Genomic DNA, 21,873 nt, shown 5'->3' with positions numbered 1-21,873 from the left:
TCATGCGCAATCCCTTCGCGAAGCGCCCAACGGCACTCGTCCTCACTCTCTCCCTAATCGGATACATGATTGCCCTGATCGGACCGGCTTTAGCGGTGGGCGTTGCTAACGCTGCCAACGGCAAGGTCATCAAATCCTGGAACCAGATCGGCACCGTCATCACCCAGGACATTGACCTCAGTGATTCCGCTTTGCCCGAAAATGCCTCGGGACGCACCCTTACAGTGGGTGACAACGTGACCGTGACTGGCGCGGAAAATAAGACTTTTAAGGGGCTATCTTTCGACGTCAGAGAAGGACATACTCTGACGCTAAATAACCTAAATATCGACAACTCCGATTTCCCAGAGCAGGCGATGGTGACCGCTGGTGACAACAACGGAAATAACCGTTTGGCTTTCACCGGAAAAAACACCTTTACCCGCCAGAGTGCCTCCTCAGAAAATGCTTCTAAAGACAATGCTGTTCCGCTACCCTTAGTGCAGGTAAAGGCGGGAACCACCCTAAATATTGGCCAGGATGGGTCCGGAAGTTTGATTCTGTCTAACCCGGATTCTCCCCGCTCCCAAGCAGCTCTTATCGGCACCCAGCACTTTTCGGCTTTCGGCACTATCAACATTGCGGGGGGCAACCTGAACCTGAAGGGATCTTCTCAAACCGCGGCCCTGATTGGCTCCGGTGGTGCCTTTTACGAAGTCAACCCGAATACTAATCCCAGCTGGCTAAACAACTATGATGAAACCCCTTGGAGCGCCGGGGGCACTATTAACGTCAAGGGCGGCACCATTAACCTGTCAAAGGTTGGGAGCGGCACCTATGGCGGGGCTTTCATCGGTACTGGTCGCGGCGCTGTGCAGCTGCCTGCTTCTGCCGGGGCTGAATGGGCACAGCAAAACGCGGCGGTAAACATCAACGTTAGCGGGGGGCAAATCAATGCCAGCGGCAACCACACCGCCCTGGGAGCAGCCAGTTTCACTACTCCGCTGCAAGATTCCGAAGGTAAGGTCACCGCTAATTTCACCCAACCCTATGCGCGGGTCAATATTTCCGGCGGTCTAGTGCAGGTCAGCCCGGCTACTACTGACACCGGAAATAGCGCGATGAATATCGGTTGCCGCGGGGTCGGTAACTGGAATGAAAATTTTGCCAATCTAGACTGGCCACTGGCGCCGGGCTGCGAAGTAGCGATTAGCGGCGGAAAAGTGAACGTAGGAACCGCTGATTCCACCCTTAATAAGGCCGGGGATATCGCCGCCATCGGATCTGGCCCTGACAGCGCGAATCTGAGCGTGAAAATCTCCGGAAAAGCGCAGGTAACCGCCTATTCTAATGGTCGCGGTGCGGCGATTGGCGGGGGCTACGCCTCCGGAACCTCTAAGGTCACCATCTCGGATAATGCCCAGGTAGAGGCGCTGGGGGTGGTACGTGAATCCCCCGCTATTGGAGCCGGTGGCCTCCCCTCAGAACAAATCTTTACTGGAAACTCACGTTTGAATGAGGACACAATCCGCGGGGCAGAACAAAACCAGGTGGTTATTTCTGGGAACGCGCGGGTAAATGCAGAAACTGACAAAACCTCTCCAAGTAGCGAAACGAATCCCAGCAAAGAGGGATCGGCGGTAAACGGGGCTATTGGCTCAGCTTCAAACCGTTCCGGGCAGGTCAGCATCACCGATCAGGCGAATGTGACTGCGAAAGTGTTTGGGCGCCGCGACGGAGCAGTAATCGGCAGTGCCGGTTTCATCGACACTTACGTATCCGAACCTTTCCAGGTCACGATTTCTGGTTCTCCCACTCTGCAGGCCGTAGTGCAGCCAGTAACGTTAAAAACTCAAAAACTAGGATACGGTTTCGGGGCAGCAATTGGCTCCGGATACCAGAGTAAAGTTCCAGTTAAAATCACTCTTTCGGGCAGCCCCAATCTTGATTTGATTGGCGGGCAAGCCAGCTCGGGCGTAGGCCTTGGTTTCCAGAGCAGGGGCGGGGGTAACACCGTTACCGCTAACTTGGACGCGGGCGCTAAGATTCACGTCACCTCGCCTGATGGTTCTCCCCGCACTGATGGCAGCGCTGAGCGCGGTAAATACGCCCTAGCTCAAGGGCAGAATATGCCCCTCGATACCACCGGAGGCAAGGGGCAGGTTCTGAATCTGCGCTTTGCCGATGGCCAGGCAGACGGCTCCGGCAATCCCCAAACCTTGGGACTGACCACTGCGGTAGATAAACTCACCCAGAATAAACAGTCAGTGCCATTCTCGCTGGTTAATACCGAAGGCGAAGCCGTGCTTTCTTCCGCACTGACCAGCACCCTTTACAATAATCTGGCATTCTCAGTACCAAAGACCGGAAACTACTACCTGCAATCGGGGGTAACCCCCAGCCTGTTTGCCTATCACGGCGATAAGAACGCGGCGGATGCCTTTATTTTCCCGGTTAACGGTCAGATTTATTCCCAGGACGGATTGCTCTGGGCGCCGGGATATTCCTTAAAGTACCAGGTAGCTGGCGAGGGAGGATCCCTCCCCCAGGCTTATACCTCTACTCGCTACTTGCCCCCGAATACCGCTATCGGAGCGCTACCAGCAGTAACCCTACCTGCGGTTCCGGATAAGACCTGCGCGGTGGATCATTGGGAGCTTAACGGCACCGCGACCGGTGAGGCCGAGCTGGCTCAGACAAAGCTGAGTGCCGACACCGTGGTGAAAGCGGTGACTAAGTGCGAAGATACGGTCACTCCCCCGGATCCGCAGCCAGAAAAAGTGGCTTTCACCTGGCAGTTACAAGATACTAAAGGTCAGGCATTAAGTGGCGGAAAATTCACTTTGACCGAAAAGGGCGGCGCGGCAGTTACCGTCCCGGATTCTTCCTCCGGTACTTTCACCGTCAGTGACCTGGATCCGGCAAAGAGCTACGTACTTACTCAAACTGCTGCTCCCTCGGGCTATGACCTGCCGGAGCAAACCACCCATACCGTTACTTTCGAAAAGACCTCTCAGGGGTATCAGGTGAAAGTAGACGGCCAGGCGGTATCAGGCGATGCTTTTGTGGTGCAAAATGCCAAGACCCCGCTGCCTCCCCAGCCGGTAGCTTTCAACTGGAAACTGCAAGATGTAGATAAGCATCTGTTGCCCGGAGGCACTTTCAAGCTGGTTTGTGGTTCCCAAGAGGTACCGGTTCCTGCTTCCGGCGCGGCCTCGGGCACCTATAGCGTTTCTTTAGATCCCACTAAGGGAGCGTGCACCCTCACCCAGACTGCAGCCCCTGAAGGCTACAAGTTTGGGGACGTCACTTCCTATGAAATTAGTTTCGTAGAAAAAGATAAGGCCAACGGCCTTTGGGCAGCGGTGGTTGCCGGTAAGGAAACTAGCGACGTTACCTTCAGTAACGTGGCGCTACCTAAGCCTCCGGCCACTACCTCGTTCTCTTGGAAGCTAACTGACACCGCCGGTAACAAGCTGAATGGAGCAACCTTTACTCTCAGTGGCGGAGATTCTCCGCTCCAGATTACCTCCCAGGATGCAGCCGAGCCCGGGGTTTACAGCGCTTCGAATCTGGATCCCAAGAAGACCTACACTTTGACGGAAAGTGCCGCTCCCGCTGGTTACAAAGCCGATACCGCTAGCTATAAGCTCACTTTCGTTGCCAACGGTGACACTTACCAGCCGCAGATAAACGGGAAGCCTTTGGCAGCTGAGGGGCTGGTCATTAAGAACCTTAAGCTACCCACCAAGGCAGAGATTCGTTGGGAAGTTGTTTCTTCCGCGGATTCCTCCCAGTATGTACCGGGAACTTCTTTTAAGGTGACTGCGTTTAAAGCAGATGGAAAGACCTTAGATGAAACCAAGTCTTTCACCGTATCTGACGCCACTACCACGGTCAGTGTGGATCTAAATAAGGGCGAGGGACAGTACCGGGTAATAGTCCCGGATGGCTCCCGCAAGTACCAGGTGGAGCAGCTAACCGCTGGCGCTGATTTTGCTCCCAAGACCGGCGCCCAGGAGGTCACTTTCAAGCTGCAAAATGATGGACGCTACCTCCAAAACGTAGTAGGAAGCGGCCTCAAGTTTGAAAACACCCCGGTGATTAAGACCGCGCAGTTCACTTGGAAACTGGTAGATAAAGATTCGAAGCCTTTATCCGGCGGCAGCTTCTCGCTGACTAATTGCGCAGAAAAGGTCAATATCACTGAGAATGCGGCAGATGCTTCTTTCCAGGCCACCTTGAATCAGGCTAAGACCTATAAGTTGCAGCAGACCGCCGCTCCGGAAGGTTATGAAAAAGATGCTCGAACCTACAGCATCAGTTTTGAAAATGGGAAAGCCCAGGTTTCGATAGACGATACTGGGGTTGACCTCACTGATGGGACGCTAGTGATTAGCAATACCAAGAAGGCTACCGATAACCCGACACGACCGGTTGGCGGGGAACTCACCTGGAAGGTAGTTGATTCTAAAGGTAAGGCAGTAGCCGGGACTTCTTTCCAGATCACTCCCCTGGGCAAAGATGATAACCCCAATACCGCGGCCGCCTTTAAGGTCACGGATTTTGTCAGTGGCACTACCACCTTCGGGGTACCCACTGACCTAGATGCTGCTACCGGTGCCTATCGGGTAAAGGTCAGCGACGTGTCCTTGAAGTATCAGCTAAAGCAGCTAACTACCGCTGAAGGTCTGAAACTGGCAGCGCGACAAACGCTGTCCTTCAATAAGGGAGCGGACGGCAAATGGTCGCAAGCCGCGGCGACCCCATTCGTTAACCCGGCTGCCCCGGTAGTACCTCCGACTACAGAGCCCACTGATAATCCGACTACCGAGCCGACCACGCCCAGCACTGAGCCCAGCACTAAGCCCAACCCGGGTAACAACGGTGGAGCTACTACGCAGCCGTCAGCTGGCCAAACTGGCGGAGCCACCGAAGCACCTTCCGGTGCTTATATTACCGGTAGCTCTTCTACGGGGTCTAGTTCTGCGGCGGGACCGGCGCCCTCTTCTTTGCGGGTGACCGGTGCGAACGGAGCTACCCTGGCTTTGATCTCCGCGCTCTTGGCCCTCGCCGGTGCCGGACTGCTCGCGGCTCGCAAACTGCGCCAAGACCACTAGGAATCGCGTCCTTGGAGGGCTACCCAAGCGGAGGCTTGGGCACCGGCTTCTGCCAGGTTAATCCCTAACTTGTTCTGCAGTTTTTCCAGCCGCGTCGCCACGGTGTTACGATGCAGTCCCAGGTTTTGCGCCATCTGCTGCCGGTTACCTTTAGTGGCGACATACTGTTCCAGCAGCGCCAGCAGATCCGTTTCTCCGCGCAAAGGTCGCAGAAACTGCCCAGAAAAAGCAGCCGCGGTTTCCCTACCTATCACCTGCATTAGCCCGGAACGGGAAATCTCTTCCCACCGGGCGACTTGCTGGGTATTTCCGGTGTGCCGCAGCGCCTGCCGCGCCCCAGAAAGACCCGTACTAAAACGAGATATCGGGTACTCCTGCCCCACGCCTGCTCGCAAAGCAGAAAACTCTTTCCGGGAAAAGTTGGACAAAGTCAGCGGCAACGCCGCTACCGGAATCGCCATCTCCAGATGGGAGGCGTGAAAACGCCACAGCGGTGGAGGCATACTTTTTGTCACTGCCCGCTCCACCCGAGCAGTCAAGACCCGCAGATCCCCCTCTTCCCCGGTAACTACTACCGGCACATACCGCCCGCTTAAGGCGCGAGAGAGAGGAAACGCCATCTCGGTTAGAATCTGCGCCGCCCCCAGCTCACCAGAAAGCAACAATTCAAATGCCCGCTGCAACAGGCGCCCCTGATAGGAGGCAACGAACCGAGAGTTAGCCAAGGCCGAAGCGATTAACAGGGAAGCCTGGGAGAGCGCCTGCTGCTGCCAAGGCTGCGGAAAAACGCTCCAACAGGCTTGCAACCAGGCGGTTTCCTTCCCAAGAGCGTTAATCGGAGTGAAAAGACAGTATCCTTCCGCGGTTTCAAAGGAAAGCTGCGCCGTATTGGCGGAAAATCCCTCCCAAGCCTCTGCCGCTAAGTCCTCTAAATCGACAGTTACCGTAGGGGCTACTGACTGCGCTATCGTCCTGCCCGCCTTATCCCTGATGATCACCCGCGCGCCAATCCCCCGCGCCAACTCTGCGGTGATTATTTCTGCTCCTCGCGGCTGCGCGGACGCGCGAATCAGCCGCTGTTGCAAAGCCGACAGTTTATATTTGCCCGAGGTGGCTTCGGTCTCGATCATCCGCGCCACTTCTTGAGAAAGCGCCACAAAAGACTGGTCGGCGGCCACCTCAATCAGGTTAAGACCGCTTTCCCGGGCTGCTTGCACTAAAAGCGGAGGTACCTTGTCATGACTGAACCCCAGACCGAATCCCAGGGTAGTAATCCCCCCGGCCACCAGGCGCTGAGCATACTCCAGCCAACCTGCTTCACCCTCCGGATTCCCCGCGGAAGTGGTCAGCAACAGCTCGTTTCCCTCTAAAAAAGCAGCGGGATTTATTTGTTCCGAGGTCGCCACCCAGCGCAGTTTCGCCAAGGGGTTAGGGCACCACAGGGATTGGATATGTAGATGCGGCCGCCCCAGGAGTGCCTGCACAGTAATCATATGTACATTATGCACATTCCAGTTCTAGATTTTATGCATATTGCATATTTACCCCGACTTAAGTCCCGGATAGACTGAAGCTACCGCCGCCCGAAAACGGAGGTAGATGGGGCGCTGACCGCCTGAGCCTGCGGAGCAAAATCCGCTGGCGCTTCATGCTAACCAGGAAAAAGCGAAGGTCAGACCCTATTTTAAAACCTTAAAGGAGATCAAAATATATGTCCGAGGATTACAAACCGAATCCCTATGAGGACGCGAAGAGTCAGCTGCGAGAAGCCCAGAAAATCCTGGGTTTTTCCGAAGGGGACTACGATATGCTCGCTTCGCCTCGGCGCGAAATGAGCGTTTCGATTCCGATTCGTCGCGATGACGGCACCCACGAGGTGCTGCACGGATACCGAGTACAACACAACTTGACGCGCGGGCCTGCCAAAGGCGGCATCCGTTACAACGAGCACGTCGATATTGACGAAGTCCGCGCCCTGTCGATGTGGATGACCTGGAAATGCGCCCTAGTGAATCTGCCCTACGGCGGAGCTAAAGGTGGGGTGACTATTGACCCCAGCAAGTATTCCCAGGCTGAACTAGAGCGGGTAACTCGTCGCTACATTTCCGAGATTCTGCCGATTATCGGCCCGGAAAAGGACGTGCCCGCCCCCGATGTGGGAACTAACGAACAGACCATGGCCTGGATCATGGACACCTATTCGCAGTTCCAAGGCTATACAGTCCCCGGCATTTGTACCGGTAAACCGGTTTCCCTGGGCGGCTCTCTAGGTCGCGCGGAAGCCACCTCCCTGGGCGTAGTAATCATGGTGGAAGCTGCCCTGGAGAAAAAGGGCATCAAGTTTGAAGAGGCCACCCTGGCAGTTCAAGGTTTCGGTAAAGTAGGGCGCGGAGCCGCGGAAATCGCGCAGCGTCGCGGCGGCAAAGTAGTCGCCATTTCCGATATCTTCGGTGCCATCTACAATGCCGACGGTATCGACACCAAGGCGCTAGGCGAATACGTGGACGAAAAAGGCAAAGTGGTAGGCTTCCCCGGCGCTGAACCGCTCGATGCCGCCGAACTGCTGCTGCTCGACGTAGACGTAGTGGTGCCCGCCGCGATTGAAGGCGTGCTCACCAAGGACAATGCTCCCGATGTGAAAGCCAAGATCATTGTGGAAGGCGCGAACGGCCCCACCGATTCCGCCGCCGACAAGATTTTGAACGAAAAGGGAGTAATGATTGTTCCCGACATTCTGGCCAACTCCGGTGGCGTGATCGTCTCCTATTACGAATGGGTACAAGGACGCGACAACTTCTTCTGGCCGCTAGAGCGGGTACAAAAGGAAGAGGAAGAGCGAATCACCGCAGCCTGGAAAGATGTAGAGGCTTACGCCGAAGAAAAGGGCGTGACCTTGCGCGTCGCTGCTACCGTATTGGCGGTGGAGCGCGTCTTGCAGGCTCACAAACGGCGCGGTCTCTACCCGTGATCGACGCCTAGGCAGATAATCTGCCCGTTGAGGTGACACTTTTCTCCCCCGAGCGGACCAGACGCTCGGGGGAGATACTTTTCTGTCACCGCTGACGCTAGAGATATAGACTTAGCGCGAAGGCGCAGAAAAAGCGGTATTTAAAACGAAGTGATGCAGTTATGGACAGCCAAGCATTGAAACAGTACGTAGAAAATTTAGAACCGGCGAAAGCCATTTGGATTAATAACTCCGGCAGAGCAGCTGCTAGCGGGGAAACTTTCCCGGTGATAGATCCGGCCACCACCACCCCGATTACCGAAGTTAGCTCGGGCACCGCCGCCGATGCACGCGCGGCACTCGATGCTGCGGCCAGCGCCCAACCGGGGTGGGCAGCGCGCTCTCCGCGCGAACGCGGCGAGATTTTGCGCCGCGCCTGGGAACTGATGATAGCCTCCAGCAAGGAACTCGCCAACTTGATGAGCTGGGAAAATGGCAAAGCCTATGGGGATTCCCTGGGCGAAGCCTCCTACGCCGCCGAATTCTTCCGCTGGTTCTCCGAAGAAGCAGTCCGCTCTGACGGGGATTATGCAATCCCGCCTGCAGGAGGCTCACGCACCCTGGTTACCGCCCGCCCGGTCGGGGTATGTGCGCTGATCACCCCCTGGAATTTCCCCGCCGCTATGGCCACCCGAAAAATCGCGCCCGCCCTCGCTGCCGGAAATGCGGTAGTGCTAAAACCGGCCTCCGAAACTCCCTTAACCGCCCTGGGAGTAATGCGAATCCTGAAAGAGGCCGGAGTGCCAGCGGGAGTGGTCAATCTAGTGCCCTCCCGTCACTCTGCCGATATTTCTGAGACCTGGCTAGCCGATCCCCGGGTGCGGCTAGTATCTTTCACCGGCTCTACCCCAGTTGGCCGCTCCCTGCTGGGTCTCGCAGCTCCCCGGGTAGTAAATACCGCCATGGAACTAGGAGGTAACGCCGCCTTCGTAGTCGGTGCCACCGCCGATGTAGACGCCGCTATTGAAGGACTAATGATCGCTAAGTTCCGTAACGGCGGTCAAGCCTGCACCGCCGCTAACCGCATCTACCTGCACAAAGATATTAAAGAAGAGTTTACACAAAAGCTATGCCAACGAGTAGCGGCCTTGAGAGTAGGGGCAGGACTGGATCCGGAAACCGAAATCGGCCCCGTGGTTAACGAAAAAGCCATGAAGGGGATAAACCAGCTTTTAGAAGCAGCCCTGGAGCAAGGGGCAAAGGTGCTGGCTAAAGCGCCGCTACCCAGTGATTTAGCCGGATATTTCGTGGCTCCCACAGTTATCGAGGTGCCGCGCGCCGACTCTCCCCTACTGCAAAACGAAATCTTCGGCCCCCTTGCCCCCATCAAGGAATATTCTTGCGAGGACGAACTCCTCGAAATGGTAAACGGCACCGAAATGGGTCTGGCCTCCTATGTTTACGGCGATCTGAACTGGGCGCTACATCTAGCGGAAAAGATCGAGGCCGGCATGGTAGGAGTGAACCGCGGCCTGGTTTCCGATCCCGCCGCCCCCTTTGGCGGAGTCAAACAATCCGGTATCGGCCGCGAGGGTGCCCGCGAAGGGATTCGGGAGTTCCAAGAGGTGCAATACTTCAGCATCGATTGGTAACCCCACCGGGTAATATCCGCCTGTGTGTACGGATAATCGGTACGCGCGGGGGATAGATTTTTCCTCCCGCCCTATGCACGGCGAGAGAAGTTTTTCCTCCCGCCCAAAAACTCGAAAATACCCCTGGGCATTTTCGAGTTTTACGCCCGCCTAGCCTGCTCGGATAAAACTTCTCTCCCCGTGCTAGCAACAGCGCTGGTACGAGAATCCTGGGAGATACGCACTGAGCATGCAAGAACAATTTTTCCCTCACGCCCCTGTGCGCTGCGAAGGCCGCGCCCCTAGTGGGGTGACTCCTCACCCGAGCGCGGGGGATAGATTTTGTCCGAGTGGGTGCGGTGGGCATAAGAATTCGGAAAACGCCGCTACGTTTTCCGAATTTCTTGGGCGGGAGGAAAAATCTATTTCCCGCGCGTAGCTTTAAAGCGCGCACGTTCTCGGAACTCGGGGGGCGGAAAAATTCCGGATTTCGGGGCGCGAGGCAAAATCCGCCCCTGTGCGCGGACACTATTCCCCGCGCGTAGCTTTAGGCTGTGCACGGTCTTGGAACTCGGGGCGGAAAAATTTGGAAATCGGGACGGCATTCCAAAGAATTTTTGGGCGATTCGTGACACGCTAGATACATGAGTGCAAAACCTGTAGCTGTAGATCCAGAAGTCCTTGCTAACGTTGCCCATGGGCGGTATTTTGACCCCCATTCGGTGCTCGGCACCCACGTTGGCGACGATTCCGTAACTATCCGTACCGTCGCCCATTTGGCGGACGCAGTCGAGATTGTCACCCCCAAGGGCACTTTCCCGGCAACCCATGAACAAGATGGCATTTGGGTGGCAGTCCTTGACGGCACTGAAATCCCTGATTACCGGGTGCGCACCACCTACGGTGAGGAAACCACGGAGCTAGATGATGGCTACCGTTACCTGCCTACGGTGGGCGAGTTTGACCTTTATTTGATTGGCGAAGGGCGCCACGAAAAACTTTGGGAAGTTCTGGGAGCGCATCTGCGCACCTACGACACCGAAATGGGACAAACCAAAGGCGCATCCTTTGCGGTGTGGGCACCCAATGCCCAAGCTGTGCGGGTGGTCGGCGACTTCAACTATTGGGAAGGCGAAACTGCCTCCATGCGTTCCCTGGGATCTTCCGGGATCTGGGAGTTGTTTGTCCCCAACGTCGAAATCGGAGCCCGCTATAAATTCGAGATTTTAGGGCCAGACGGAAACTGGCGGCAAAAGGCCGACCCCATGGCGCGCGCCTGCGAGATTCCCCCGTTGACTGCCTCGGTAGTTACCGACGAACACCACGAATGGGAAGATCAGGAATGGATGGAGAAGCGGGCACAAACTGATCCTCACAACTCCCCCATGTCGGTCTATGAGATGCATATCGGGTCTTGGTCTTATGACACCCACTACCGGGATTTGGCCGAGGATCTAGTTGCCTACGTGAAAGATATGGGCTTTACCCACGTAGAAATGATGCCGGTTTCCGAACATCCCTTCTACGGCTCCTGGGGCTACCAGCAAAGTGGCTACTATGCGCCTTCTGCCCGCTATGGAACTCCAGATGATTTCCGCTACCTGGTAGACAAGCTACACCAGGCAGGAATCGGGGTAATCCTCGACTGGGTTCCCGGGCACTTCCCCAAAGACCAGTTTGCACTGGCAGACTTTGACGGCACAAAACTCTATGAACACCCGGATCCCACCCGCGGGGAACAACCCGATTGGGGTACCCTAATCTTCAACTTTGGGCGCAATGAGGTGCGTAACTTCCTGGTGGCCAACGCCCTCTACTGGTTGGAAGAGTTCCATATTGATGGTTTGCGGGTCGATGCGGTAGCCTCCATGCTCTACCTGGATTACTCCCGTGAGGAAGGCCAGTGGCATCCTAACCAGTACGGCGGGCGCGAGAACCTAGAAGCGATTTCTTTCTTGCAAGAAGCCAACGCCACCTGTTACCGCCTGCACCCCGGTATCTGCATGATTGCTGAAGAGTCCACGGCGTGGCCAGGGGTAACTGCTCCTACCGATGCTGGAGGACTGGGATTTGGTTTGAAGTGGAATATGGGCTGGATGAACGACACTTTGCGTTACCTGCGTGAAGATCCGGTCAACCGTTCCTGGCACCACGGCGAACTTACATTCTCACTGGTGTACGCCTTCTCAGAACACTATATCTTGCCGCTATCTCATGACGAGGTCGTCTACGGCAAAGGATCGATTTTGGCGAAACAGCCCGGTGACTACTGGCGACAATTGGCGGGAGTGCGCTGCCTCTATGCTTACCAATGGTCACATCCAGGCAAGCAGCTCCTGTTCATGGGTGGCGAGTTCGCGCAGGGCGCCGAATGGGATGCGGATCGCTCGCTAGATTGGTTCTTACTAGATGATGCCCGTAACCAGGGAGTACAGTCCGCAGTACGCGATATGAACCATATTTACACCACGGAACCGGCACTTTGGGATGACGACCATACCGGGTTTGAGTGGATCGAGTCTAACGATTCCGAACACAACGTGATTTCTTATGTACGTAAGTACCGCGATGATCACGGTGAAGAGCACAAGATGGTTTGTATCTGTAACTTTGCCGGTAATCCCCACGAGGGATACCGGGTGGGTCTACCTGAGGGCGGTGAATGGGAAGAGATTCTCAACACCGATGACGCCAAGTATGGTGGCTCCGGAGTCACCAACCTGGGACAGGTTAGCGCCGAAGCCATGGAATGGAATGGTCGCCCCTACTCAGTAGAGCTGCGGGTACCGCCCTTGGGCGCCCTCTGGCTACGTCCCAAACAGGACTAAAATCGGTAAACCCTAACCTTTGGGCTTTGCCCGGATGCGCCCTCGAGAGCGATATTGTTCTCGGGGGCGTTTCCCTATTTCTGGGGTTAGCGCACCATGAATAAATCTCGAGGACGCAGCTAGTTTTCCCCCGAAACTTTACTTTTTGCAGGCGCAGGAGGCTAGACATCTACTCCCATGAAAGTAAGCACTACTAGCAGCAGGTTCAAGGCGATTATCAAGCCCGCAATGACGCCCATAATCCAACGCATTCCTAGCCCGTCAGTGTAGCGACCCATCAGTTCGCGTTTGCGGGTATAAGCCGCCAGTGGCACTAATGCCAAGGGAATCCCAAAGGATAATGCCACTTGAGAAATAACCAACGCCCAGGTGGGGTTGGGGTAAAGCCACAAGATCAGTAATGCTGGAATCAAGGTGACTAGGCGGCGGGTAAATAGCGGTACCCGAATATGGAGTAGTCCGCCCATGATTTCCGAACCCGCATAGGCGCCTACCGAAGTGGAAGCTAAACCGGAGGCTAGCAGTCCAATCGCAAAAATTATTCCGATGCCGTTACCCAGGGCGCTTTGGATGGCAGCGTGCGCCCCCTCGATAGTGTCAGTCCCACTCTTTCCAGATAACGCGGAGGCCGCCAGCAGCAGCAACGCAATGTTTACTGCGCCCGCGACTACTAGCGCATAGACCACGTCATGTTTGGAGACATGCAACAGGTGGGGAACATCATGGGACTCCCGTTTGGAGAACCGGTGGTTAACCAGCGAAGAATGTAGGTAAATGGCGTGGGGCATTACCGTTGCCCCCAGCATGGAGGCCGCGATTAGCACGGTGTCGGTACCCGCGAAGCGCGGCAGTAATCCCCCTAGCACCCCTGCGGGATCTGGCGGACTTATCACCAGACCCGACAGGAATCCCACGGTAATAATCACCAGCAGGCCGATTACTATGGTTTCGAACTGTCTTTGCCGGCGTTCATTCTGAAAAATCAGCAGCGCCAAAGATACACAACCGACGATGAAGCCCCCTGTCAAAAGCGGCAGACCAAAAAGTAGTTGCAGGGCAATCGCGCCCCCCACGATCTCGGCTAGATCGGTGGCAGCCGCGATGATTTCCGCTTGGATCCAAAAAGCGATACGTTTGGCTTTCGGAAGCCTATCCCCCAAGATTTCTGGCAAAGATTTCCCGGTAACTAACCCCAATTTGGCGCTTTGATATTGGATAACCACTGCCATCAGGTTAGCCAGCACCAATACCCACACCAGTAGGTAACCGTAGCGGGCGCCGGCGGTGATATTAGCGGCCACATTCCCGGGATCCACATAGGCAACTGCCGCTACGAAAGCCGGGCCTAGTAGCGGCAACAGCCCTTTCTTCGCCGCCGCCTTGCCATCGGGAGCGTTCTGAGAATCTGGGGTTACTTGTTTTGCCATCTGCGCAGTTTTACCTTTCGCAATCGAGGGAGCTACTTCATCTATCAAGACTTTTCTCCCCCCTTTAGCGCCTTATTTTCGGGCGCCCGTTATCAAAGTTTCGGACACCCGAAACTTTACCTTGATTTTTTTAAAAATAAAAACTGCGCACTAAGTCTTTTAAATTGTGCGGAGGACGCAATTCAGGGGCGAGAGATTTCCCCGCGCTGGGCCCCGATAACCCGCGCTAGATCCTCAGCAGCAACTAGAATCTGATACCCGCGTTTACCTGCAGACACATAGATTTTTTCTTGCCCAAAAGCGGATTCATCGATTACAGTTGGGAAGTCTTTCTTCATTCCCAAAGGCGAACAGGCCCCTTTCAAGTAACCAGTGAGCGGGGTTAACTGTTTTAGGGGCAACATTGCCACATGCTTTATCCCAAGGCACCTGGCGACAGCCTTCAAATCTAACTCGTGCGTAGCTGGTACTACCGCCACGAAATGTTCTCCGGGGCCGCCCTCTAAAACTAGGGTTTTATATACCAGATTCGGATCCACTCCCAGCGCCTGCGCTACCGTGAGGGCATCTAAAAACTCCCCTTTAGAAGAAACCTGCGTCATTTGCGCTTCTATACCCGCATTTTCGAGGGCGCGCATGGCGTTAGTTTTCACGTGTTTCTTCCCCATAAGCTCACCTGTTCTTCTGCATGCGCTTTTTCTGCCAGTTTAACCGACCCCGTAAAACTACGATTGAAAAATTCTTCTTTCCTCTATCTCGAAGGTCTTTCTAAAACTGCTGTAACGTTTGGTTAATTCTTGATTAACACCCCCTGTTTACTGGTAGCTAAGGGATTAGCCTTGATAAAATTGCTACACCGATAGCCACTCTAAGAACGAGAGAACCATAGTGAGCAACGTAATCGAAGTAGAGGGTCTAACCAAGGACTACCAGCAATTGCGTGCCCTCAATAACCTGACCTTTCAGGTTCGCCAGGGCGAAATCCTGGGGCTGCTCGGCCCCAATGGCTCCGGTAAATCAACCGCCATCAACTGCATGCTGTCCCTGCTACGTTTTGGCAGCGGGAGCGTGAAAATCTTCGGTGAAGAAATGCGTCCCGATGCTTTTGACATTAAACGTCGCCTAGGGGTGGTCTTCCAAGATGTAGCCGTATTCGATGAGCTAACCGTGGCGCAAAATCTGGAGTATTTTTGCGGACTCTATATTTCTGAGAAAGCCGAACGCGCGAAGAAAATTGACGCGGCCGTCAAGTTGGTGGGGCTCGAGGACTACTTGAAGTTTCGCCCCAAGCAGCTCTCGGGAGGGCTGTTGCGGCGCTTGAACCTAGCTTGCGGTATCGCCCATCAACCAGATCTGATTTTCCTAGACGAGCCGACGGTGGCAGTCGATCCGCAAAGCCGCAATAACATCTTGGACGGGATCGTCACTTTGCGTGACCGCGGCGCGACCGTGGTCTACACCACCCACTATATGGAGGAAGTGGAACAGATTTGCGACCGCATCATCATTCTTGACAAGGGTGAAATCATCGCTCAAGGTACCATTAACCAGCTGAAACAGCTATCAGATATTGAAGAAAAAGTTACCTTGCAAGGGGTGGAGCTACCCCCAGAGCTCAAAGAAAAGCTGGAAAACAATCCCCAAATTGAGTCAGTTACCAGCAGAAATCGTACAGTCCAACTAGTTTATCGGCACGGACAAAACCATGTTTCCACCCTCATCAGCCAATTGAGCCAGACCGGGGTATCCTATGAGTCTATCTACTCCGAACGTCCAACCCTAAATGACGTGTTTTTGCAGCTCACCGGCAAAGAACTGCGAGACTAACTATGCGGCACTTGATCGGTTACAACCTAAAGCTGCTGCTTTCCAACCGCACCTTGGTTTTTTGGACGCTCGTCTTTCCAATCCTGCTGGGTCTGCTGTTCAAAGGGGCGCTGGGGGACATTGTCAATAAAGAAGCCTTCGACACCGTGTCGGTAGCGGTCGTAAACTCCCAGGTCTACCAAGATAGCACCTTTAAAATCGCTTTCGATGATTTAAGTAAGGAAGACTCCTCCCCCGTCAGCTCTGAAAACCAACCCATTTTGAAACTACGAATGGTCAAGACCTTAGAGGAAGGAAAAAGGCTTCTGGAGGACGAGGAAGTTTCCGGAGTAGTCGAGATTACCGGAACCTCGCAGGCAGGTATCAGCAGGGATGCCAAAGCACATTTGACCCTCGCCTCTAACGGGATGGAACAAACCATCTTGAAAGCGATTCTTGACGAAATCACTCAACGCACCGATATGATAAGTAATCTCACCGAGCGCGAGATTGCGGCAAAAGTTCGCGCTCACTCCCCGCCTGGCTTTCAAAATGTTCAGCCCGGCCAGCCTCCTGCCTTTGATCCCGCCCAAGTGGCGGCCTCGGTTCAAGACAAACTTGCTAAAAGCGGTTTTACTTTGCGTGACCGCAGCCCCAAATCTATGGACTTGCTGATGGCAGAGTTCTTCTCGCTGCTGGCTATGGCTGCCCTTTACGGGGGGCTGTTCTCCATGACAGTGATGAACAATGCCCAGCCGCCCCTGGGGGTAATCGGCAGACGAGTAGCGGTGGCACCTACCAGTAAAGCCAAACTGATTATCTCCGGAATTATTTCCAGCTACCTACTGCAATTGGTGGGGCTGATCCTCCTAGTGGCAGTGTGCCACTTCCTATTCAATATCGATTTTGGCTCCAATTGGGCATTAACCTTCCTATTAACTTCCCTCGGAGCCCTGGTCGGATTGTCCTTTGGGGTAGCGATTTCCGCGCTCGTTCCCGGCGGCGAAAACATGAAAGTTGGCGTCTTGATTGCAGTGACCATGCTCGGGGCGGTGCTGGCCGGCATGATGGGCGGAACTATGCGTTACGTGGTAGACCAAAAAGCTCCCCTAGTAAATAAGCTAAATCCCACCGCACTAATCACCGATGGTTTCTATAACCTCTACTATCACCCCGGGTTCGATGGTTTTTGGCAAGACGTCACCTTGCTGCTGATTATTTCGGCAGTGCTCCTGGGTGCCTCCCTGCTCGTCCTAAGGAAGCAGCGCTATGACAGTCTTTAAAGGTTTCCTGCAGGTATTACTGCGCAATATTGCTTTTGTTATTCTCTTTACCACCATCATGGTGGTCATGGGACTGACCGCTTTCCAGACGACCCCCAGCTCCTCCGGTGATTTCACCGCTTCAAAACCTACAGTTTTAGTTATCAACCGAGGCAATGAAACTGCCCTAACCAGGTCTTTTAACTCCTACTTGACCGGGCAGACCAAGAAAGCAGACACCGGTACTAGCGAACGCGAGATTGACGACGCCCTCTACTATCAATCGCTTTCTTACGCTGTTTACCTGCCCAGCGACTTCACTTCTAAAATTCTTCACGGCGAAAAACCTACCGTAGACGTGAAATCCCGCGCCAGCTCCGAGAGCGCCTCTGCCGAGGTATTAGTTAGCCGGTTCCTGCGGCTGGCTAGCGGATATGGGCAATATATAACGGACGAGGACGAGCTGGTCAAAGCGGTAAACTCTAGCCTGAAACTGGATAGTAAAGTCACGCTCACTTCGCATTTAGATCAAAAAACGCTCCACAACGTGACCGCCCTGTATAACTTTGGCAGCTACACCCTAATGGCCGGCGCCACCTATGTAATCACTATGGTGCTAGCGGCCTTTTCCGTAGTAAACGTACGTAAACGTACTCTGGTTTCCCCCGCCCATCCCTTCCGGATTGATCTGAGCTTGATAGCCGGATGCGCCCTGATCGTAGCGTTCCTCGTGGCACTCAATGTGCTGTTAGTGCGACTGCTACTGCCCGGCATTGCGGACACCGGACGACAGGGACTGTATGCGCTTAATATTGCGGCCTTTGGGCTGCCCGTCTTGGGCATAGGCTTCTTAATGGCAAAAATTACCAATAACAAGGAAGCCCTTAGCGCCATCGTGAACGTGGTGGCGTTAGCCAGTGCTTTCCTATGTGGGGCTTTTATTCCCCGGGAACTAATGCCCGATGCAGTAGTAGCCATCGGGAAGGCGCTACCCACCTTCTACTACATCGACAACAACAATGCGTTAGCGGAAATGGCTAGCTTTAGCGGCGCCTCCGCCTCGCAGTTCTGGGAGAACATCGGGGTGCAGATGGTTTTCACGCTGGCGCTATGGGGCGTCGCCATGCTAATCACTCGTCTGCGTAGACGCGCTTAAAGCTAATCGGCGAAGATAATAGCCACTACCCTGGTTCAGTAAAAGCAACTGTGGGAGCGCGGGAGTAGATTTTTCCTCCTGCCCAAGAATTTGGAAAACGCAGCGACATTTTCCAAATTCTTATGCCCACCGCGCCCGCTCGGATAAAATCTACTCCCGCGCTATTGGTAATCGCTTCTTTCTTGGCGGCAGCTCGTGTTTGCTATCTCCCGCAGCTAGTCAATCCACCTAAAGCAGATCCGCGAGGATTAGCACTCCTAGCAGGATAAGTACGCTGGGGAAAATAATCGCTTCAAAACGTTCCAGGACCTCTGCAAGCCCCATACGTCCAGTGATGAAACGGGCAAGAGCAAGCAGCACCCCAGCAAGCACTAAGAACACAGCGCAAAACAGGGCGATTTGCCACCAGGCAGATAGTGCAAAAACCGGCAGATAGGCCGCGATTTCATCGCCTCCGTTAGCCATAGTAACCAAGGCAACCGCGCCCACACTGATCTTTTTTCCTTTTAGTTGTGCCTCTGCCTCGTCCTCCTCTTCGGATTCCTCTGAATGCCAGCGCTCGCGGATTTCACCGATCCCGGCTTTTATTCCCAGGGCCAGTGGTATCAATCCTAAAAGCCGCAGGTATTCCTGAGGAATCACGAATCCAGAAATCGTACTGAGAACCAGGGTGATCCCCAGGAGTGCTCCAAAACCCACATACTGACCGGCACAGATACGTGCGGTGGTTCCCGGACGATTCTGTCCGTGAACAAACCACAAGGCCAGTAACGCCAAGTGGTCAATGTTGGTGGCTACAAATAGCACCAGCGCCTGGATGAAGGTTGAAACAATCAAAGTGGTAGTCACCCAGCCATTATTACCAAAGACCGCGCAAGTGAAGAAACCGGGGTCAAGAAATCGCGAAAAGGATGGAAAAGAACGTAAGCTGAAGCACGTGAAAGCAATTATGACAGTTACCGGAATCGACCACACCGGGATCATCGCGGCAGTTTCGCAGGCGCTGGCCCAAAACCAAGTGAATATCACCAATGTGTCCCAGACGCTGATGGATGAATATTTCACTATGATTATGCAGCTGGAATTTGATGAGACCCAGATCGGGTTAGCGCAGGTGCAGGCAGCGATGGCGCCAGTAGAGGAAGCCGAACGCCTGGTTATTAAAGTGCAGGCCGAGGCGTTGTTCAACGCCATGCATAAACTCTAAATCGGCTTGCCGCTGACCTAGGTAAAGCACCGTAACCACGAGGGAGAATAATGGGGCTGGATACCACCGGAGAAATCCTGGAAACCATACAGATGATTGCCGAGGACAACCTGGACGTACGCACCGTCACTTTGGGGCTGTCCCTGCTGGATTGTGCCGATGCCGATATCGAGCGAGCTTGTGCGCGCATTGAAGAACGGATTCTAAGCGCTGCCTCCCGTTTGGTGGAGGTAGCCGAGGAAGTAGCAGGCGAGTTTGGGGTGCCGATCATCAATAAGCGCCTCTCAGTCACCCCGATTTCCCTGATAGCAGCAGCTTGCCGCACCGCTGATCCCCTACCCTTTGCACAGACGCTTGATCGGGCAGGCAAAGCCGTAGGGGTTGACTTCGTAGGCGGCTACTCCGCGCTAGTCCAGGCGGGCGCGACCCGTAGCGATTTAGCGTTGATTGAATCCATTCCTCAGGCGCTGGCCAGTACCGATATCGTATGTTCTTCGGTCAATATCGGTTCCACCCGCACTGGCATCAATATGAGTGCAACCGCCAAAATGGGTGGGCAGGTACTTGCCGCCGCGCAGGAAACCGCGGATCAAGACGGTATCGGAGCGGCAAAACTGGTGGTGTTTGCCAACGCCGTAGGCGATAATCCCTTTATGGCGGGCGCCTTCCATGGGGTGAGTCAACCAGATACGGTGGTGTCAGTGGGGATTTCTGGTCCGGGAGTAATCGAGAGGGCACTCGAGGGAGTGCGCGGACGTCCTTTTGAAGAATGCGCGGAAGCCATTAAGAAATCAGCTTTCAAAATTACCCGGATGGGGCAACTGGTGGGACAAACCGTGGCTAAACGCTTGGGTGTGAATTTTGGGATTGTGGATTTATCGCTGGCTCCTACCCCGGCGGTGGGAGATTCGGTGGCCGCCATTTTAGAAGAGCTAGGCGTAGAAACTGTGGGCGCTCCCGGCACCACGGCCGCTTTGGCACTGCTAAACGACGCGGTTAAAAAAGGCGGCCTGATGGCTTGTTCCCTGGTAGGCGGGCTTTCCGGGTCTTTTATTCCCGTGTCCGAGGACGCGAATATGATTCAGGCAGTCCAGCGCGGTTCCTTAGGTCTGGCAAAGCTGGAGGCCATGACCGCTATTTGTTCAGTGGGCCTGGATATGATCGCGATTCCCGGTGACACTCCTGCCGCCACGATTACCGGATTAATTGCTGATGAGGCCGCAATCGGGGTAGCCAACGGAAAAACCACTGCGGTGCGAGTGATCCCGGTACCCGGTAAGGGCGTAGGAGATAGAGCCAATTTTGGCGGCCTGCTGGGATGGGCCCCGATTATGGAAGTGTCCCCGTTTTCTTCTGCAAACTTTGCCGCCCGCGGCGGGCGTATCCCCGCCCCGGTACATTCCTTTAAGAACTAAATCGCCGACCCTAAGGCATTACCCGCCGTCTGTCAGACATTTTTCGCCGGCCCAGTAGAGGCACGGGGAATAAAATCAATTGGTATCCGCAAAAGTTTACGTTCTCGAATAGAACGGTGAGTGACCTGCCAAATTAGCGACTCGGCACCCCGCTTGCCAATTTCCAGTGACGCGGAAGTCAAGGAAGAAAGTTCCGGAGTAACCAGTGACGCCAAACTCGAGTTATCGATACCGACCACCGAAACGTCCTCGGGGATTTGAACCTGGTTAATTCGCGCTTCACGCATGAAACCGGCAGCCATCAAATCGTTAAAAGATAAAACCGCGGTAGTTGGATTATTATTCCAAACATTGAAAGCTGCGGCTCCGGATGCCGGCTCGGGAACAGCGTAATCTGTGCGAGTCAAGGTAAGACCGAACTGGGCAGAGATTTGAGTCGCGGTTCGCCAGCGAATGGCATTCGCCCAGGACATTTCGGGGCCCGAAATGTAGAGAACACTGCGATGCCCCAAATCGCTTAAATAGCGGAAAACATGGGTCATTCCCCGCTCAGTTTCCGGAATCACACTGGTATAGCCGGTCATGAAGCGATTGAGCAGCACCAGGGGTCGCTGTTTTTCAATCTTCTTGATAGAACCGGCATCCAGCCGAGAGGCTGCCAAGGCTACTCCCCCAACTTTAGCGATGATTCCTTGAATGGTTCTGTGCTCTAATGCCCCGCTTTCCTGAGTGTTGATAATCAGGGTGCTATATCCAGCTTCACTGGCGGTCTTTTGAAATCCGGCAGAGATTTCGGCATACACCGGATTAGCTAAGTCTGCCGCTACAAACACCAGGGTTTTAGCAAGATGCGCCTCTCCACTGTAGGCAGCACCAGCCTTGGAATAACCTAAACGCTCTGCGGCAGCAAAGATACGCGCTGCGGTATCTACACTTACCCGATCCGGGCGAGATAGTGCGCGAGAAACAGTTGAGGGGGCAACGCCTACATCTGCAGCTATGTCATAAATGGTGACTCTCTTGCGATGCGGCATTGCCCCCCTCTTTTGTTTAACTGTTTCAGCGTTACTTTCTGCTATTTATACTCCACTCTAG

Annotated in this window: 14 protein-coding genes; 9 read left to right on the top strand and 5 right to left on the bottom strand. The window is 54.5% G+C overall.

Annotated elements, in window-relative coordinates; translation table 11 throughout:
* The first annotated feature begins 2 nt into the window (after positions 1 to 2).
* Positions 3 to 5,099, top strand: coding sequence for a SpaA isopeptide-forming pilin-related protein (locus KO216_RS02710; protein ID WP_215522787.1), 5,097 nt, complete (start codon positions 3 to 5; stop codon positions 5,097 to 5,099).
* Here KO216_RS02710 and KO216_RS02705 read toward each other — a convergent pair.
* A complete protein-coding gene (locus KO216_RS02705; protein WP_215522786.1) occupies positions 5,096 to 6,607 on the bottom strand; it encodes a PucR family transcriptional regulator in 1,512 nt (503 codons plus the stop codon). The two genes, KO216_RS02710 and KO216_RS02705, sit on opposite strands and share 4 nt — an antisense overlap.
* 203 nt (positions 6,608 to 6,810) lie before the next feature.
* Here KO216_RS02705 and KO216_RS02700 point away from each other — a divergent pair, with 203 nt between their 5' ends.
* From KO216_RS02700 to glgB, 3 genes are all read left to right on the top strand, one after another.
* Positions 6,811 to 8,067: a Glu/Leu/Phe/Val family dehydrogenase gene (locus tag KO216_RS02700; RefSeq protein ID WP_215522785.1), complete on the top strand. Its 1,257-nt coding sequence runs from the start codon at positions 6,811 to 6,813 to the stop codon at positions 8,065 to 8,067.
* A gap of 161 nt (positions 8,068 to 8,228) precedes the next feature.
* The gene (locus KO216_RS02695) at positions 8,229 to 9,698 is read left to right on the top strand and encodes an NAD-dependent succinate-semialdehyde dehydrogenase (protein ID WP_215522784.1); all 1,470 of its coding nucleotides are present in this window, start codon (positions 8,229 to 8,231) and stop codon (positions 9,696 to 9,698) included.
* 623 nt (positions 9,699 to 10,321) lie between these two features.
* Entirely contained in the window at positions 10,322 to 12,505 is a 2,184-nt protein-coding gene (gene glgB / locus KO216_RS02690; RefSeq protein ID WP_215522783.1) for a 1,4-alpha-glucan branching protein GlgB, read from the top strand.
* Between the two features lie 161 nt (positions 12,506 to 12,666).
* On the opposite strand, the gene KO216_RS02685 is transcribed toward glgB, so the two are convergent.
* Together KO216_RS02685 and ybaK are read right to left on the bottom strand one after the other, a co-directional pair.
* Positions 12,667 to 13,932, bottom strand: coding sequence for an Nramp family divalent metal transporter (locus KO216_RS02685; RefSeq protein WP_215524014.1), 1,266 nt, complete (start codon positions 13,930 to 13,932; stop codon positions 12,667 to 12,669).
* Positions 13,933 to 14,114: 182 nt separating this feature from the next.
* Positions 14,115 to 14,600, bottom strand: coding sequence for a Cys-tRNA(Pro) deacylase (ybaK, locus tag KO216_RS02680; RefSeq protein WP_215522781.1), 486 nt, complete (start codon positions 14,598 to 14,600; stop codon positions 14,115 to 14,117).
* A gap of 220 nt (positions 14,601 to 14,820) precedes the next feature.
* On the opposite strand from ybaK, the gene KO216_RS02675 reads away from it, so the two are divergent.
* The 3 genes from KO216_RS02675 to KO216_RS02665 are packed head-to-tail and all read left to right on the top strand — an operon-like array spanning position 14,821 to position 18,156.
* Complete coding sequence (locus KO216_RS02675; protein ID WP_215522779.1) at positions 14,821 to 15,759, top strand: ABC transporter ATP-binding protein; 939 nt, start codon at positions 14,821 to 14,823, stop codon at positions 15,757 to 15,759.
* Between the two features lie 2 nt (positions 15,760 to 15,761).
* Positions 15,762 to 17,021: an ABC transporter permease gene (locus KO216_RS02670; protein WP_215522777.1), complete on the top strand. Its 1,260-nt coding sequence runs from the start codon at positions 15,762 to 15,764 to the stop codon at positions 17,019 to 17,021.
* Positions 17,008 to 18,156 (top strand): ABC transporter permease, encoded by a 1,149-nt coding sequence (locus KO216_RS02665; RefSeq protein WP_215522775.1) that lies wholly within the window; start codon positions 17,008 to 17,010, stop codon positions 18,154 to 18,156. The genes KO216_RS02670 and KO216_RS02665 overlap by 14 nt, the downstream gene beginning before the upstream one ends.
* A 228-nt stretch (positions 18,157 to 18,384) precedes the next feature.
* On the opposite strand, the gene KO216_RS02660 is transcribed toward KO216_RS02665, so the two are convergent.
* Positions 18,385 to 19,005, bottom strand: coding sequence for a cadmium resistance transporter (locus KO216_RS02660; RefSeq protein ID WP_215522774.1), 621 nt, complete (start codon positions 19,003 to 19,005; stop codon positions 18,385 to 18,387).
* On the opposite strand from KO216_RS02660, the gene KO216_RS02655 reads away from it, so the two are divergent.
* Positions 18,974 to 19,363, top strand: a complete 390-nt coding sequence (locus tag KO216_RS02655; RefSeq protein WP_251451750.1) for an ACT domain-containing protein — start codon at positions 18,974 to 18,976, stop codon at positions 19,361 to 19,363. The genes KO216_RS02660 and KO216_RS02655 overlap by 32 nt on opposite strands.
* 50 nt (positions 19,364 to 19,413) lie before the next feature.
* Positions 19,414 to 20,778, top strand: coding sequence for a PFL family protein (locus KO216_RS02650; protein WP_215522773.1), 1,365 nt, complete (start codon positions 19,414 to 19,416; stop codon positions 20,776 to 20,778).
* 32 nt (positions 20,779 to 20,810) lie between these two features.
* Here the strand turns inward: KO216_RS02650 and KO216_RS02645 are convergent, their stop codons facing one another.
* Entirely contained in the window at positions 20,811 to 21,812 is a 1,002-nt protein-coding gene (locus tag KO216_RS02645) for a LacI family DNA-binding transcriptional regulator (protein ID WP_215522771.1), read from the bottom strand.
* Positions 21,813 to 21,873 lie beyond the last annotated feature (61 nt).

This window comes from Varibaculum prostatecancerukia (genome assembly GCF_943169825.2).
GTDB lineage: Bacteria > Actinomycetota > Actinomycetes > Actinomycetales > Actinomycetaceae > Varibaculum > Varibaculum prostatecancerukia.
The sequence above is the reverse complement of the archived record's forward strand: the minus strand, read 5'-3'. Positions and strand labels throughout refer to the sequence as shown.

Bases quoted from the DNA above. Each gene is read 5' to 3' on its own strand.
- KO216_RS02645 (WP_215522771.1), bottom strand. From the start codon at position 21,812: ATGCCGCATCGCAAGAGAGTCACCATTTATGACATAGCTGCAGATGTA.
- KO216_RS02665 (WP_215522775.1), top strand. From the start codon at position 17,008: ATGACAGTCTTTAAAGGTTTCCTGCAGGTATTACTGCGCAATATTGCT.
- KO216_RS02695 (WP_215522784.1), top strand. From the start codon at position 8,229: ATGGACAGCCAAGCATTGAAACAGTACGTAGAAAATTTAGAACCGGCG.
- glgB (WP_215522783.1), top strand. From the start codon at position 10,322: ATGAGTGCAAAACCTGTAGCTGTAGATCCAGAAGTCCTTGCTAACGTT.
- ybaK (WP_215522781.1), bottom strand. From the start codon at position 14,600: ATGGGGAAGAAACACGTGAAAACTAACGCCATGCGCGCCCTCGAAAAT.
- KO216_RS02685 (WP_215524014.1), bottom strand. From the start codon at position 13,932: ATGGCAAAACAAGTAACCCCAGATTCTCAGAACGCTCCCGATGGCAAG.
- KO216_RS02650 (WP_215522773.1), top strand. From the start codon at position 19,414: ATGGGGCTGGATACCACCGGAGAAATCCTGGAAACCATACAGATGATT.
- KO216_RS02670 (WP_215522777.1), top strand. From the start codon at position 15,762: ATGCGGCACTTGATCGGTTACAACCTAAAGCTGCTGCTTTCCAACCGC.
- KO216_RS02655 (WP_251451750.1), top strand. From the start codon at position 18,974: ATGAAGGTTGAAACAATCAAAGTGGTAGTCACCCAGCCATTATTACCA.
- KO216_RS02700 (WP_215522785.1), top strand. From the start codon at position 6,811: ATGTCCGAGGATTACAAACCGAATCCCTATGAGGACGCGAAGAGTCAG.
- KO216_RS02710 (WP_215522787.1), top strand. From the start codon at position 3: ATGCGCAATCCCTTCGCGAAGCGCCCAACGGCACTCGTCCTCACTCTC.